Origin of the sequence: Marinitoga sp. 1137, assembly GCF_001941525.1 — a bacterium.
Taxonomy (GTDB): domain Bacteria; phylum Thermotogota; class Thermotogae; order Petrotogales; family Petrotogaceae; genus Marinitoga; species Marinitoga piezophila.
Map to the genome: position 1 here is coordinate 2,063,276 of NZ_CP009471.1, position 15,631 is coordinate 2,078,906.

A 15,631-nucleotide genomic window follows, 5' to 3' on the forward strand; every position below is an offset into this window, starting at 1 on the left:
ATGCGAACAGCTCATACAGATATATTAAAAGAAGAACAGCAAAGAAGTTATTCAAATAGAAAGATATTCAAAGATTTATGGCAATATATAAGAAAATATTATGCAATACTTATAGCTGCGTTAATCTTTCTTGTTGCCTCTACAGTAGTTGATTTAACCATACCAACAATAATGAGATATGTAATTGATAATGTTATAAATGCTGCATATAAATTTGAAAAAGTCGATGATACATTTAAAAGCACACCAAACGGTGAATATGTTTTAAAACATGAAAATGATTCATATTACATGATAAACGATAAAACAAATGAAAAGATACCCGTTAAAGATGAATTTGTAAAAAACGTTAAAACAGGTGCATTAAGTGAAATTTCCAAATATTCTATAATAATAATAACCCTTTTCTTTTTTCAATTCCTTTTTAATTACGGGCAGGTAATATTTTCCAATTTGCTGGGGCAAAAGGTAATATATGATATCAGGGAAAAACTCTATATACATATGCTACATGTTCCTCTTGACTTCTTTACAAAAAATCCAACAGGAAAAATAACAACTAGAACTGTAAACGATACTCAAAATCTATCGCAATTTTTCACAGACGTTCTTACCAGTTTAACAAAAGACGTTGCAATAATAATTGGTGTAATAATAGTAATGTTTAAAATGAATGTTAGATTATCTTTATATGTAACCATAATGTTTCCAGCTATAATTTTGGTTACATGGATTTTTGGTGTTCTGGATAAAAAGATATATGTAAAAGCAAGAACGAGGATTTCAGCTACAAACTCATTCCTTGCAGAAAATATTTCTGGTGCAGCAGTAACCAAGGCCTTTAATCAGGAAGAAAGAAAAAGAAAGGAATTTTATGATTTAAGCCATAAACTATATAAGGCAAGAATGCAGCAAATAATATTAAACGGATTATTCAGACCATTTATGAACGTTATGTATTATATAACCATATCTTTATTATTCTGGTTTGGTGCAGGATTATTTAAACAAAATCTCGTTTCATTTGGTGTTCTTGTGGCATTTACCTCATATATAGATATGTTCTTTAGACCTTTATTTGATATTGCAGAAAAATACGATATTATGCAAAATGCATTTGCATCAGCAGAAAAAATATTCAAATTAAATGAACTTGAAGAAGAGGATTATGGCAAAGGTTTAAAAAAAGAGATTGATAAAGCCAGTATAAAATTTCACAATGTCTCATTTGCATATGAAAAGGACAATTATATACTTAAAAATGTTTCATTTGAAATTGAAGAACATGAAAATATAGCAATAGTTGGTGAAACAGGTTCAGGAAAAACAACAATTATAAAATTAATAAATGGCCTATACAGACCGCAAATGGGAGATATATTCATAGGAAATACAAAACTTGAAGATTACGATATAAAGGCATTAAGAAGGCAAATAGCTGTTGTTCCACAGGATGTATTTTTATTTACAGGAACAATACTTGATAACATACGAATGTTCGATGAAAGTATTAGTGAGGAAGAAGTAATAAATGCAGCGAAACAGGTACATGCTCATGAAATGATAGAAAAATTTCCGGATAAATACTATACAAAAATACTTGAAAGAGGTAGCACATTATCAGCAGGTGAAAGACAATTAATAGCACTTGCAAGAGCAGTAATATTCAAATCAAAAATAATTATCTTAGACGAAGCAACAGCTAATATAGACGTTGAAACGGAATATTTAATACAAAAAGCCATGGAAAATCTCATAGGAAAAGTTACAATATTATCCATTGCGCATAGATTATCCACAATAAAAACAGCCAATAGAATACTTGTTGTCCATAAAGGAAGAGTAGTTGAAGAAGGAACACATAATGATTTAATGGAAAAAAGAGGCATATATTATGACCTTTATAGATTACAGTACGAAACAAATTAAGCCAGCAATTTAGCTGGCTATTTTTTTATTCCTTTAATAAGGATAAATTGTGGTTTTTTCATAAGTTTTTTATAATTCTTTTCATCCTGTTCCATGAATTTTTTTATGGGTTTTGGTTCAATAATTCTTTCAATAAATAAATTATTTTTAGCAAAAGCATTTATAATCATTTCAAGCGGTCTATGATAAAAAAATACAGGAATACCATTAATCCTATCTTCCAGCAAAACTTCTTCAAAATAATTTTCTATTTGAAAATAAAGGTAAGTCATCATAGGATGATGTATAGAAATAACAATATGTCCATCTTTTTTCAAAACCCTTGATAATTCCATGAAAACCTTATTTAAATCCTTTACATAATGTAGAGTAAGCGATGAGATTATTAAATCAAAATAATTATCTTCAAAAGGCAAATCTTCGTTTAAATTATGAAGAAATACTTTTCCGTTATCTTTAATCCTTCTTTTCGCAGCAGCAACCATATTTTCTGAAAAATCAATCCCAACAACCTCTTTTGCACCTTTATTTATCATTAATTCCATATAATAACCTGCACCGCAACCGGCATCGAGAATCTTCAACCCATTCACATTACCAATTAATCTGGTCATAGCAGGTCTTTCATAATAAGCATTAAAACTTTTAGTATCTACATCCTTCTCATAATGATTTGCCAGTTTCTCATAAGAATTTTTTAATCTTCTATCTATATTCATATAATTCCCTCCATAGCGAAATTAGAAAAAATTTTCATTTTTACGGCCGTTGCAGACTCACGTCCATGTTCGTCCTTTCTGTTGTAGATTGAAAAAAATAAAAGTTCATTCATACGACTTGAGCACTAATCCTCAAAAACTGCTCATATCCGCGGAGTCGCTCAGATTCCCCATCCCTGGGGAAGCTTCGCTCAAAAAAACATCCTGTTTTTTTGACTCTCTTCATTCGCAGTTTTTTTCGGGTGCTCTGCGAGTATTCATTCACTTTTATTTTTTTCAATCATCATTGTTTCTCCTTGGGAATTTTCAAGTTTTCGCTCATATTATTATTTCTATTTTCTTTTACATCTCTTCATTTACTTTTATTTTTTCCAACTGTCCTATAATCTCCATTTCGGAAAATTCTTAGTCTTCGTTCATATTATTTTTCTACTTTCATTTATATACTCGAAAGAAAACATGAATAAAAAGGTGAATGAAGGCTTGAAATTTCCCGAACGGAGATATTGCGTGAGCCGTAAAAATCACATGGATGTGATTTTTAGCGAAGCAGCACAGGAGGTGATGTCTGAGCGGCGGCGGCAAGCAATATTGGAGTGAGGAATAAGAAATTTCACCGCCTGAATGAACCTTTTTATGAATGTTTTCTTAATAAGAAATTTTTGGTCTTCATTGTTTTTATTTTTCTCAATCAACAACACAAAAGGACGAACATACATATTATTATTTCCAGGAAAATAATAAAAAAATCCTTGATTTTTAATAATTTTTAATATATAATAATTCGGAAAACTAATTTTTATGAGGTGATACCTGTGGATTCAAATTTAAGAAAATATCTCATAATAAACTCAATACCAGCATTTTCATTTATAACAATATTGCTTTCGCCAATGTATGCGAGCAAAATAGGCCTGAACGTATATGAAGCAAGTATAGTATTCTCTGTAGTATATGGAATACAGGCAATACTCACCTTTGCTCTTGGACATTTTTTTGAAAAAAAATCTCCTAATTATGGTCTTGCAGCTGGAAGACTACTATTTGCAATTGGTAATATAATTCTCGCTTTTGCATTTAATTCTTATATATATTTAATTGCACAAATAGTTATTGGAAGTATAGATATATTCTGGCCTCTTGTTAGCATGTATGAAAGGGCTATTGTTCCACCAAATAAAAGAGAAAAATTCTATTTTCTATTGCCTCTTATATCAGAATTTGTAAAGGTTTTATTATTTGTTCCAATAATATTCTTTATGGATTACGATAAAACATCTCTTAATTTTTATAGAAATGTCTTTTTATCTGTTTCGGCGTTAAATATATTATATGCTGTTTTAATGGTTAAATATCTTCCTTTTGTAAAAAGCGGAAGTGATTTACACGAAGAACATATGGAAATTCATAAACCCAATATAAAAAAATATATAACAGTCCTTTTAAACCAGATAATCTTTTTTGCAAATTTCGGTTTTGGAAGTTACTTAATCATATCATATTATATCAAAGATATACTAAATGCTGATGCAAAGGTTATGTTAACTTATGAGGTTGCATTTTCTCTCACAGTATTGACATCTGTTTTGTGGAAAAAATATATAAAATTAAAAAATGAAGATGCCATTGTAATTGGAACATTTATAATGTCATTGTTTTATGCTATGTTACTGGTAAAAGGATGGATACCATTTTATTTCTCACATGTGTTATTGGGTATAGGTTTTGTATTATGGATTTCGTCGAAAGAACCGTTAAAACAGGAATATGCACCTGTTAATTTTGGTAGATATGAAGGTCTTTTTAATGGAATTCAATTATTTTCAAAAATCTTTACACCTGTTGCAGCTGGGTATATAGCTTCTCAATATTCATATGATATGGTATTTACAATATCTTTCATTGTTTTATTTGCAAATTCAATAATAACTTTCTTTGGGTTAAGATATCCCTCCAGATAAATTCTAAGGTTTTTTTAAGGTTTGAGGTGTATAGTAGAATTGAAAAGAATTTTATTCAGAAGGAGGGATTGATATGAGAAAAGTATCATATCTTTTAGTGGCATTGCTTATATTAAGTTTTGCGTTGGTGGGATGTGTAAATACACAGGAAGAATTAAAAACAGAAGAAACATCTACGGTAAAAGTATTATTAACAGATATGCCTTTAAACACCATTGATAAATTAGACGTTTATATTGAAAGTTTTGGTTATAAATATTCAATAAATGGAACAAGTTATGATGGAACACCAGTTGAAATTAATAAGGCATATGACATTTTATCATTAGCAGGCACTGAAACATCATTATTTTCAATAGAATTACCGGCAAGCGCAGTACTTTCTCAGATAACATTGACAGTAAAAGATGCAACAGTAACAATTAATGATCAGGAATACCCTGTTGAATTAAAACTCAACGAGATAAAAATTCAAAATGTTGACATTGAAATTGGAGAAGGTGGAGAATTAGTTCTTGATTTTGATGTTGTAAGATCATTACATGTGCAAGGAAATTTAACTTCTCCAGAAATTTTATTATCCCCTGTATTAAAACCAACATATAGAAGAGGTTTAGCAGACAATCATTATTTAATAAAAGGAGAAGTTGTTAATGGAACAGATCCAGTTTCTATGGCTGTTGTAACAATTAGTGATGATTCCACAATTTTAAGAGCAACATTAACAGATGATAATGGTGTATTCTGTCTTGGGAAATATGAAGACGGTAACTATACAATAGAAGTATATTCAAATATTGATGTAACTAAAGACCTTAGTGAATACACTCCAGATGCAACAGAAAAAATAATCGTATCCGGTGAAGATATCACAAATATAAAAATAGATATATCAAATCAGTAAAAAACTTAATTTGCCCGCTTTTTAAAAAGCGGGCAAATTTTTTTTATAAAAACTTGTAAATATTCTTTATTTTATGTTATAATAATATTATCAAAAAATGTCTATTTGTTTTATTTAAGATTAAATTCATCATATTTTAAAGGGAGGGATAGTATGAAGAAAGTATTGTTATTTGTTTTGATTACGTTATTTGTTGTATTTACTTTTGCTAAAAGTGTTGTGGTAGTAGGAACTACTGATAAGATTAGAACACTTGATCCGGCAAAATGTTATGATTATTTTTCAAGCAACATTCTTCAAAATGTATTGGTAGGTCTTGTTGATTATGAAGTGAATACTTCAAACCTTATTCCATCACTTGCAGAAAAATGGGAAGTTTCAAGTGATAGTCTTACTTATACATTCCATTTAAGAAAAGATGCAAAATTCGAAGATGGAACACCAATTGATGCAAAGGTTATGAAATACTCAATTGATAGGGCAATGAAATTAAATGGTGATCCTGCATTCTTATTAACAGATATAGTTGACAGCACAAAGGTTGTTGATGACTATACATTCCAGATTAAATTAAAATACCCATTCTCAGCATTTGTATCAGTTTTAGGATATACAGTAGCATGGCCGGTAAATCCAAAATTGTATCCAGAAAATTCATTCTATGAAGGAGCACCATCAGCATCAGGTCCATATAAGATAACAGAATGGATTAGAGATGTAAGAATTGTTCTTGAAAAGAATGACAAATATTACGGTCCAGCACCAAAAACAGATAAAATCATAATTACATTCTATGAAAGTGCAGCAACATTAAGATTGGCTCTTGAAACAGGACAGATTGATATTGCATTTAGACATCTTGATCCAAGGGATATTAGTGATCTTGAAGCAAATCCAAATATCACAGTATTAAAAGGTAGCAGTCCACAGATTAGATATCTTGTTTTAAATACAAAACAAAAACCATTTGATAATCCATTGGTAAGAAAAGCTATAATGTATGCTGTTGATAGAGAAAGATTAGTAGATGATGTATTTGTAGGACTTGCACAGCCATTATATTCAATGGTTCCAATGGGAATGTGGAGTCATAAAGATATATTCCCAAAAAGAAATTTAAATGCAGCCAAGAGATTATTACAGCAGGCTGGTTATTGGTTTGATAAACCATTGACAATAGACTTATGGTATTCACCAACACATTATGGTACAACAGAAGCAGATGTTGCACAGGTTCTTAAAGAAGCTCTTGAAGAAACAGGAATAATTAAGGTAAATATTAAATATGCAGAATGGTCAACATATGTTGATTACTTCTTAAATGGTGCAATGGGATTATTCTTACTTGGTTGGTATCCAGATTATATTGATCCTGATGATTACTTATGGCCATTCTTAAGTATAAACGGTGCAAAATCAATGGGTAGTTTCTATGAAAGCAAAATAACAGAAGATCTCATGAGAGCAGCAAGGGTTTGTGTAGATCAAAACACAAGATCAGATCTTTATGAACAGGTACAGAATCATCTTGTTGTTGATGTTCCAAATATCCCATTATGGCAGGGAGTAGCAGTTGTTGCATCACAAAAGAATGTAAAAGGTGTATTGCTTGAACCAACTCAGATCTTCAGATATTATTTAATCTACAAAAAATAATCATTAATTAAAACTCCCCGCCATGCGGCGGGGTTTTTAGAGAGGTGATAGTTTTGTCCTTAAAAGATTATATACTTACAAGAATATTACTTGCAATACCTATGATTTTTATACTTCTTGCAGTTATCTTTTTTGTTTTGAGGATTATTCCGGGGGATCCAGTTATGGCTATGATGGGTGGTAAAGCACCCCAAAGCGTAATTGATCAAAAAAGACATGAACTTGGTCTTGATAAACCCATTGTAGTACAATTTTTTGATTATCTTGGTGGATTATTGAGAGGTGATTTAGGAACTTCAACATTAACCTCAAGACCGGTATGGAACGAAATAAAAGATAGATTTCCTGCAACAGTTGAGTTAACCTTATTTGCCTTTTTAATTGCAGTGTTAATAGGTATATTCTGGGGAAGTGAAGCGGCGGCACATAGAGATGGATTTATAGATATTACAGCAAGAGTATATTCAGTATTTATATACGCCATTCCTGTTTTCTGGTTTGGTTTAATGATGCAATATTATTTTGGAATGATCTTAAGATGGTTACCAGTTGCCGGTAGATTATCTCCAATAGTATCTCTTGATACCAAAACAGGATTTTTTATAATAGATTCTATAATAACAGGCAATTGGGAAGCATTAATAGATGTATTAAAACATTTATTAATGCCTGGTATAACGTTAGGATTGGTTATTTCAAGTATATTTTTAAGAATGGTTAGAAATAATACAATTTTAATGTTATCCCAGGATTTTTCAACAGCGGCAAGAGCAAGAGGAATCAGTCAGAGAAGGGTTTTATACAAACACGCTTTAAGAAATGCCATGGTGCCTATTTTAACAGTTATGGGATTACAGCTTGCTATATTATTAGCAGGTGCTGTTTTAACAGAAACAACATTTTCATGGCCGGGACTTGGAAGCTATCTGGTAATGAAAATAAGGTATAGAGATTTTCCTGCTATTCAGGGAACAATAGCATTTTTTGCATTGTTTGTTGTCATTATTAGTATAATAGTTGATATTATCAATGCACTTATAGATCCAAGAGTTAGATATTGAGGTGATAATATGGATAAAGAATTTTATTCACATAAAATAGCATCTTTTTTTAAGGAATTATTCAAAAGTGGAACAGGATGGATTACATTTATAGGTGCAATGATATTAATATTTTATATTTTAATGGCAATTTTTGCACCTCAATTAGCTCCATATAATCCAATACAAAGAGTTGGAAGGGCTTTAAGCGCTCCAAACAGTCAATTTATATTTGGAACAGATAATCTTGGTAGAGATATATTCAGCAGAATATTATATGGTGCAAGAATAGCATTATCCATAGCATTTATTTCTGTTGGTTTTGCATCATTATTTGGAATTCCTCTGGGGTTATTATCAGGATATATAGGAGGGCCATTGGACAGAGTTTTAACATTAATTATGGATGCAATATATTCATTTCCAGGACTTATACTTGCTATTGCAATAGCAGCAGTGCTTGGACCAGGTATGATAAATATAGCGTTATCCATAGCTGTTGTATATACACCAACATATTATAGGGTGATCAGGAATCAGGTAACAGCTATAAAAAATGAGTTATATGTAGAAGGAGCAAGAGCATTAGGAGCAAAAAATTGGGAAATATTGTTTAAATATATACTTCCTAATGTTTTACCATCTGTTGTAGTTGTTTTATCTATGAATCTTGCTGATGCAATAATGACAGAAGCAGGATTGAGTTTTTTGGGTTTGGGAATTGCTCCACCAACACCAGATTGGGGTTATGATTTAAGTAATGGACAGAGATTTGTATTATCAAGAGCATGGTGGGGAATATTATATCCCGGTATGGCAATTATTACAATAGTTTTGGGATTCTCATTATTTAGTGAAGGATTAAATGAATATCTCAATCCTACTATTCGTGAGAGAAGGTGAAGCATTGTGATATTACAAATAAAAAATCTCAATATAAATTATGAAGTAAGAAATGGCTGGGTAAGTGCCGTTCAAAATGTAAATTTATCTATTAAAGAAAATGAAACTGTAGGATTAGTTGGAGAATCTGGTTGTGGAAAATCCACATTGGGTAAATCTTTACTGAAAATATTGCCTAAAAATGCCAGAATTGATGGTGAAATTTTATTTAAAGGAGAAAATATAGCTCCATATAATGAACGTCAGATGAGAAAAATAAGAGGGAAAAATATATCCATGATCTTTCAGGATCCAATGACTTCATTAAATCCAATTATGAAGGTAAAAGATTTATTTTTGGAAACTATAAAGGCGCATTATCCTAAGATTCCGGAAGATGAAGCATTTAAAATGTCAGCAAAAATACTTGAAGAGGTTGGTATAGATCCTGTAAGAATGAATGAATATTCATTCCAGTTTTCTGGTGGTATGCGACAAAGGGTTATGATTGCATTGTCTTTGGTCTTAAAACCAGATCTTGTTATAGCAGATGAACCTACAACATCTCTGGATGTTATTGTTCAGGCTCAAATTATGGAAGTTTTAAAAAAGCTTAAAGATGAACACAATATGTCCATGATTCTTATTACACATGATTTAGGTGTTGTTGCTGAACTGGCAGATAGAATAGGTGTAATGTATGCAGGTCATCTTGTTGAATTATCCACAGCAGAAAAGATATATTATGAGCCTAAACATCCATATACACAGGCATTATTAAAATCAATTCCAAATACTAACATTGATGATAGAGAATTAAGGTATATTCCTGGAGATTTACCGAATCTTGTTAAACCACCAAAAGGATGCAGATTTGCAAATAGATGTCCATATGCTACAGAAAAATGTCATAATGAAGTTCCACCAGATTTTGAAGTTGATGGAACAAGAGTAAAATGTTGGTTATATGAGAAGGTGAAAGCATGAGTACTCCATTAATAGAAGTAAAGAATTTAAAAAAATATTTTCCATTAAAACGGTCTATATCAGAGGTTATAACGAGAAAACCGCAGAAATTTGTAAAGGCTGTTGATGATATTTCTTTTGTTATAAATAAAGGAGAGACATTGGGATTAGTTGGTGAGTCCGGTTCTGGAAAAACAACCACAGGGCGTTTAGTTTTAAGATTGCTCGATCCAACAGATGGAATAATAAAAATAGATGGTGTTGATATCACATCATTATCTCAGGAAGAATTAAGAAAATTCAGAAAAAAAATTCAGATAATTTTTCAGGATCCAATGGCAGCATTAAATCCGTATATGAAAATAGGTGAAGCAATACGGCATGGATTGCAAATACATAAAATAGGAAAAACATATAAAGAACAGAAAGAAATTGTATATAATATAATGGAAAGGGTTAATTTAAAGCCAGCTGAGGAATATTATGACAGATATCCTCGTGATTTATCAGGTGGTCAAAGACAGAGAGTTGTTATTGCAAGGGCATTGGCATTAAAGCCTGAATTTGTTGTTGCAGATGAAGCAATTGCCATGCTTGATGTTTCTGTTAGATCACAGCTTTTAAAATTAATGATAGATCTTAAAGAAGAATTTAATCTCACATATTTATTCATTACACATGATTTAGCAACTACAAAATATATTTGTGATAGGATTGCTGTTATGTATCTTGGAAAAATCGTAGAGATAGGAACATTTGAGGATATTTATAGAAATCCTGCGCATCCTTACACAAAAGCGTTAATTTCAGCGGTGCCAGAACCAGATCCAAAATTAAACAAAGAAAAGATTATACCAAAAGGTGAAGTGCCAAATGCTGTAAATCCGCCAAAAGGTTGTAGATTTCATCCAAGATGCCCATATGCAACAGAAAAATGTAGAACAGAAGAACCACCAGTAATAAAGATTGATGATCAACATGAAGTAAGCTGTCATTTATACGCAAAATAATAAAAATAAATCCCCTGTTAAACAGGGGATTTATTTTTATAACGTTTAAATTTTAAATTGTTTAATAAGAGTATTAAGTTCTTCACTTAAATCTTCAAGTCTATTAGCAACCTTTGTAATCTTTGCAAAGTCTTCGTTCTGTGCTTTTATTTCATTCTTGAAGTTAATTACATCTTCAGCAACGCTTGTAACAGCTTTATTTGCAGTATCTACAGCAGCTGCAATTTCCTCTGTTGATGCTGTTTGCTCTTCTGCTGATGATGCAGTGCTGTCAATCATCATTGAAATACCTTCAATTTCCTGTGTGATACTTTCAAATTGTTCTGCAATTTCAAATACCATCTTGTTTGCTTCATTTATACTTTCAACAACATTTTCTGTTTCTTTATCAACTTCTGAAGCGCTGTTTTGTATTTTTCCAAGTATATTTGCAATTTCTTCTGTGGCTTTTTTACTTTCTTCTGCAAGTTTTCTAATTTCATCAGCAACAACAGCAAATCCTTTTCCTGCTTCTCCAGCTCTTGCTGCTTCAATAGCTGCATTTAATGCAAGGAGGTTTGTCTGTTCTGTAATTGAGTTAATTGTTTCAACAATTTCCTGAATATTAGCAGTTTCACTTGCAAGTACCTTAACTGTTTTTGCGTTTTCCTTTGCCTTTTCATTAACGTCAATCATTTTTGTTTTAACTTCTTCAACGTTCTTTGAACCTTCTTTAGCAAGTCCTGAAACCTGAGTTGATCTTTCCATTATTTCCTGAGTTGATCTTGAAACGTTTTGTGCTGCAGCAGCAATTTCTTCAACACCGGCAGTTGTTTCTTCAAGTGAAGAAGAAGCGTCCTGAACCTTGGAGTTAATTTCTTCAATTTCATCGTATATTCTCAAGTTTAATTCATAATTCTTATCAATAGAATTAGAAACTTCTGAAGATGTTTCAATTAATGTTTTTGAAGATTCCTGAACCTTTTCAACAAGTGTTCTTAATGAAGCAATTGTTTGGTTCATAATTTTAGCAAGAACACCCAATTCATTATTTGCATCAACATGAACTTTAACGTTAAGATTACCCTTTCCAACCTCTTCCATTTCTTTTGTCATAATTAAAATAGGTTTTGTAATTGCTTTATTAACAAATACAATACCAATTACAAAAGCACCAATCATTATTACAAGGAATACAACAATTAATACTGAAGTTTCCTTCCATACTGCGTCTGTAATTGCTTTTTTAGGTATTGCTGTGTAAATCATCCAGTCAGTGTCAGCAATTTTAGAATAAAATGCATAAACAGTTTTTCCATTATAAGTATATTCAACCAATCCTTTCTTATCCGTTGCTTTCTTGAAAAATTCCATGTCTTTAACGCTTACACCCCATTTTTTAGGATCTGTGTGCATTAGAGTAATACCTTCGCTGTTTACAAGATATGAATATTCGTCTTTAAATACTTTATCATCGCCAAAGAATGTATCAACCAGTTCTTTTATTGATAAATCAATTGCAATTACACCAATAATTTCGTTTGTTTGTGGATCTGTAACTGTTTTTGATACGGTAATTAATATATCTCCACTTGAAGCATCTGCATATGGATCGGAAATAGCAACTTTACCGGGAGTTTTCATTGCAGCTTTGTACCATGGTCTTGATGTTGGATCATAATCATCTGGCAATTCTGCGTCTGGCTTCATAAGCATTGTTTTATCCCTTAATCCAATATATACCGCTGCATAATGATAATTATTAACAATGTTATCAAACATTTTGAGCATCCAGTTTCGTTCGTCATATTTATTGCTGTAAGAACCTCTTACATTTGCATCGTTTGAAAGCATGTTGGTAAGATTTATAATGGGTTTAAAATATGTTTCGAGTAATTTTGCATTGGTATCAGTAACCGAGCGAAGATGTTTTTTGTAATTTTCAAAACTTTTGTTGTAATTATTATATGTACTGATACCTGTAAATAATAACATTGGAAGAACAGAAATTAGGATAATAATAGCAATCATCTGCGCTTTTAATGACTTCATAAAGATTCCCCCTTTAAAAAATTTTTTATTGATTTTTATTATTAATATTGATGCCTTTATATGAGTGTATGTATTAATATTTTATCACATTTTCCGGTAAAATAAAAATCAAAAGAAATAATATAAATTTAAAAAACTCCCCTATTTTTTTAAAAAAACAGGGGAGTTTTGCAAAAGTATTAACATATAAATATATATCAGTACATTTATATCTTGAATTTTTTTATTAAATCTTCCAATTTCCTTACAGATTCTTCTAAGATTTGAGATGTTTTTAGCAGTTCTTCGCTGCTTTTTTCTATATAAACAAATTCGTCTTTTGATTCTCTAACATACTCGTTCACATGAAGAACATTTTTTGACGCCTGATCCATAGCTGCTGCCATTTCTTCTGAAGAAGCGCTCTGTTCTTCTGAACTTGAAGCAAGGCTATCAACCATACTTACAATATTTACAACAGAATTCTTAATTGCCTCAAATTCTTTTGAAACCTCTGAACTCTTTTCTGAAACCCTTTCTATAATTTTTGAAACATTTAATGATTTCTGGCTAACAGCATCTGCTTCGTCTTTTATGCCTTTTAATAAGTCAGAAATATTCTCTGTGGCGTTTCTTGTTTCTTCTGCAAGTTTTCTAATTTCATCGGCAACAACGGCAAATCCTTTTCCTGCTTCTCCAGCTCTTGCTGCTTCTATTGCAGCGTTTAAAGCAAGAAGATTTGTTTGTTCAGCGATACTTATAATAGTATCAACTATTTCTCCGATATTTGCAGATTTTTCCTGTAAATTTTTAACGCTTTTTGTATTTTCTACTGCCGCATTTCTGGCTTCAGTGGCTATTTCTAATATTTCTCCAATACTCTTTTCTCCTGATTTTACAGAATTTTCAACATCTGTACTCTTTTCGCTTAAATCCTGTGCTGCTGAACTTACCATTTGAGCCGCAGAAGCAACTTCTTCAACACCAGATGTTGTTTCTTCAATTGATGATGCAGCGTTATCAGATTCTGTAAGAGCGATATTTAAGGTTTCTTCGACCTTTTGTGTAACGTCCTTTAGTTTATTTGAGGCATTTAAAAGATTATTTTTTTCTTTAATCAAGTTGGAATTTTCTGAGATTATTGATTTTATTAATAATCTTAAGGATTTTCTCATATTTTCAAGTGAATGTTCAAGATGTCCAATTTCAGATTTTGATGTAATTTTTATTTCTTCGTTTAATATGCCGTTTTCAATTTTTTTGATGTTATCAACAAGTCTATTTATGGATTTTGTAACCAGTACTTTCATTATGTAGAATATAACAAATACAATAATAACAAGAATTAATAATAGAATAAGAATATTTTGTATAGTGGAGTTATATAATGATTCATAAATCTCATCTTCATAGGCTGTTATTACAACATATAAGTCGCCGCTCATTTTTTTCACATAAGCGATTTTTTTGTATAATTTATCAGAATTTGTAGATTTTGGAAAATAATATTCATAAAAACCATTTTCCTTTTCAATGGCAAGATCAACAATTTTTTTACCACTTTTTGGATCAACAGCAGTAGCTTCCTTTCCGATTTTAGATTTGTCCTTATATATAAAATATTTTCCATCTTTTGTATATACTATAGGATATGTATTATCTCCAATATATGATGTTGAGTATAATTTTTCATATAATGAATCAAGGAATTTTTTCTTTCTTTCATCTAATTTTTTATCTATATCATCAATATAAATTCCAGTTCCAACCATCCATTTAAATTCAGGAATCCAGAAAGCAACACCTAATTTTGGAAATAATTTATCTTCTGGTTCTCCAGGTTTTGACCAGTGGAAAAGCAAAATTCCATCATCATTATTTTTATAAGCCTCTTTGGCTCTGTTTATTAATTCTCTAAGGATATATATTCCGGTTTTATCTTTTAAATCATATAAATTTTTACCTTCAAGAGAAGGTTTAGCAGCATGCATAATATTTACTCCGTGTTCATCGTATATATAATAATATCCAGTTCCATTGTCATATCTTATTTTTCGAACAGCTTCTTTTGCAAGATTTTGAGCTTCTTCAAAGGACATTTCACCTTTTTTTGCTTTTTCTACATAGCTGTTAATTATATCTTTCACAACAGCATTTAAGGTTTTTAACCTTAAAATAGAGGCATCCATCATCTCTTCTTTTAATTGTTCTGTTCCTGTACGATATGTTTCCATTGTTGTAGCAATGTTTTCCACGCTTTGCTTTAATACGCCGTTTTTTACATATTGATCTGTCAAGTTTTTAAGGTTTTTATACATTGCAATACCGTTTATCAAAAATCCGACAATGATAACAATTGAAACAGATAAAATAACCTTAAACCCCAGCGTTTGATGAAAATTTACCTTTTTCATATTCCACACCCCTTTGAATTTTTTTTAATATAGAGATATTTGTAAATATTATATCATTAAATTTTAAAAAAAATACAATGGAAAAACTTTAAATTTGCGTAACGAAAAATATTTTTGATTTTGAGTTAAATAAAAAAAGC

Annotated in this window: 11 protein-coding genes; 8 read left to right on the plus strand and 3 right to left on the minus strand. The window is 30.8% G+C overall.

What is annotated here, in order from left to right; all coding sequences use genetic code 11:
- The gene (locus LN42_RS09860) at positions 1–1,929 is read left to right on the plus strand and encodes an ABC transporter ATP-binding protein (protein WP_014297366.1); all 1,929 of its coding nucleotides are present in this window, start codon (positions 1–3) and stop codon (positions 1,927–1,929) included.
- 17 nt (positions 1,930–1,946) lie between these two features.
- Here LN42_RS09860 and LN42_RS09865 read toward each other — a convergent pair whose 3' ends face one another.
- The gene (locus tag LN42_RS09865) at positions 1,947–2,648 is read right to left on the minus strand and encodes a class I SAM-dependent methyltransferase (RefSeq protein ID WP_075780750.1); all 702 of its coding nucleotides are present in this window, start codon (positions 2,646–2,648) and stop codon (positions 1,947–1,949) included.
- Between the two features lie 815 nt (positions 2,649–3,463).
- Between LN42_RS09865 and LN42_RS09870 the strand changes: the two genes are divergently transcribed.
- The 7 genes from LN42_RS09870 (at position 3,464) to LN42_RS09900 (ending at position 11,067) form a co-directional block, all read left to right on the plus strand.
- Positions 3,464–4,609, plus strand: coding sequence for an MFS transporter (locus tag LN42_RS09870; RefSeq protein ID WP_014297368.1), 1,146 nt, complete (start codon positions 3,464–3,466; stop codon positions 4,607–4,609).
- Positions 4,610–4,682: 73 nt separating this feature from the next.
- Positions 4,683–5,513 carry a DUF4382 domain-containing protein gene (locus LN42_RS09875; RefSeq protein WP_075780751.1) on the plus strand — a complete coding sequence of 277 codons (831 nt, stop codon included), beginning with the start codon at positions 4,683–4,685 and terminating at the stop codon, positions 5,511–5,513.
- A gap of 153 nt (positions 5,514–5,666) precedes the next feature.
- On the plus strand, positions 5,667–7,169 hold the full coding sequence (locus LN42_RS09880) for an ABC transporter substrate-binding protein (RefSeq protein ID WP_014297370.1): 1,503 nt from the start codon (positions 5,667–5,669) through the stop codon (positions 7,167–7,169).
- A gap of 53 nt (positions 7,170–7,222) precedes the next feature.
- Positions 7,223–8,230, plus strand: coding sequence for an ABC transporter permease (locus tag LN42_RS09885; RefSeq protein WP_014297371.1), 1,008 nt, complete (start codon positions 7,223–7,225; stop codon positions 8,228–8,230).
- A 9-nt stretch (positions 8,231–8,239) separates the two neighbouring features.
- Positions 8,240–9,112, plus strand: coding sequence for an ABC transporter permease (locus LN42_RS09890; protein ID WP_014297372.1), 873 nt, complete (start codon positions 8,240–8,242; stop codon positions 9,110–9,112).
- Positions 9,113–9,115: 3 nt separating this feature from the next.
- A complete protein-coding gene (locus LN42_RS09895; protein WP_041638620.1) occupies positions 9,116–10,078 on the plus strand; it encodes an ABC transporter ATP-binding protein in 963 nt (320 codons plus the stop codon).
- Positions 10,075–11,067: an ABC transporter ATP-binding protein gene (locus LN42_RS09900; RefSeq protein WP_014297374.1), complete on the plus strand. Its 993-nt coding sequence runs from the start codon at positions 10,075–10,077 to the stop codon at positions 11,065–11,067. Before LN42_RS09895 ends, LN42_RS09900 begins: the two co-directional genes overlap by 4 nt.
- A gap of 45 nt (positions 11,068–11,112) precedes the next feature.
- Here the strand turns inward: LN42_RS09900 and LN42_RS09905 are convergent, their stop codons facing one another.
- Together LN42_RS09905 and LN42_RS09910 are read right to left on the minus strand one after the other, a co-directional pair.
- Positions 11,113–13,098 (minus strand): methyl-accepting chemotaxis protein, encoded by a 1,986-nt coding sequence (locus LN42_RS09905; protein WP_014297375.1) that lies wholly within the window; start codon positions 13,096–13,098, stop codon positions 11,113–11,115.
- 206 nt (positions 13,099–13,304) lie between these two features.
- Positions 13,305–15,491, minus strand: coding sequence for a methyl-accepting chemotaxis protein (locus LN42_RS09910; protein WP_014297376.1), 2,187 nt, complete (start codon positions 15,489–15,491; stop codon positions 13,305–13,307).
- Positions 15,492–15,631: the final 140 nt, after the last annotated feature.

Bases quoted from the DNA above. Each gene is read 5' to 3' on its own strand.
- LN42_RS09860 (WP_014297366.1), top strand. From the start codon at position 1: ATGCGAACAGCTCATACAGATATATTAAAAGAAGAACAGCAAAGAAGT.
- LN42_RS09865 (WP_075780750.1), bottom strand. From the start codon at position 2,648: ATGAATATAGATAGAAGATTAAAAAATTCTTATGAGAAACTGGCAAAT.
- LN42_RS09905 (WP_014297375.1), bottom strand. From the start codon at position 13,098: ATGAAGTCATTAAAAGCGCAGATGATTGCTATTATTATCCTAATTTCT.
- LN42_RS09890 (WP_014297372.1), top strand. From the start codon at position 8,240: ATGGATAAAGAATTTTATTCACATAAAATAGCATCTTTTTTTAAGGAA.
- LN42_RS09910 (WP_014297376.1), bottom strand. From the start codon at position 15,491: ATGAAAAAGGTAAATTTTCATCAAACGCTGGGGTTTAAGGTTATTTTA.
- LN42_RS09900 (WP_014297374.1), top strand. From the start codon at position 10,075: ATGAGTACTCCATTAATAGAAGTAAAGAATTTAAAAAAATATTTTCCA.
- LN42_RS09875 (WP_075780751.1), top strand. From the start codon at position 4,683: ATGAGAAAAGTATCATATCTTTTAGTGGCATTGCTTATATTAAGTTTT.
- LN42_RS09880 (WP_014297370.1), top strand. From the start codon at position 5,667: ATGAAGAAAGTATTGTTATTTGTTTTGATTACGTTATTTGTTGTATTT.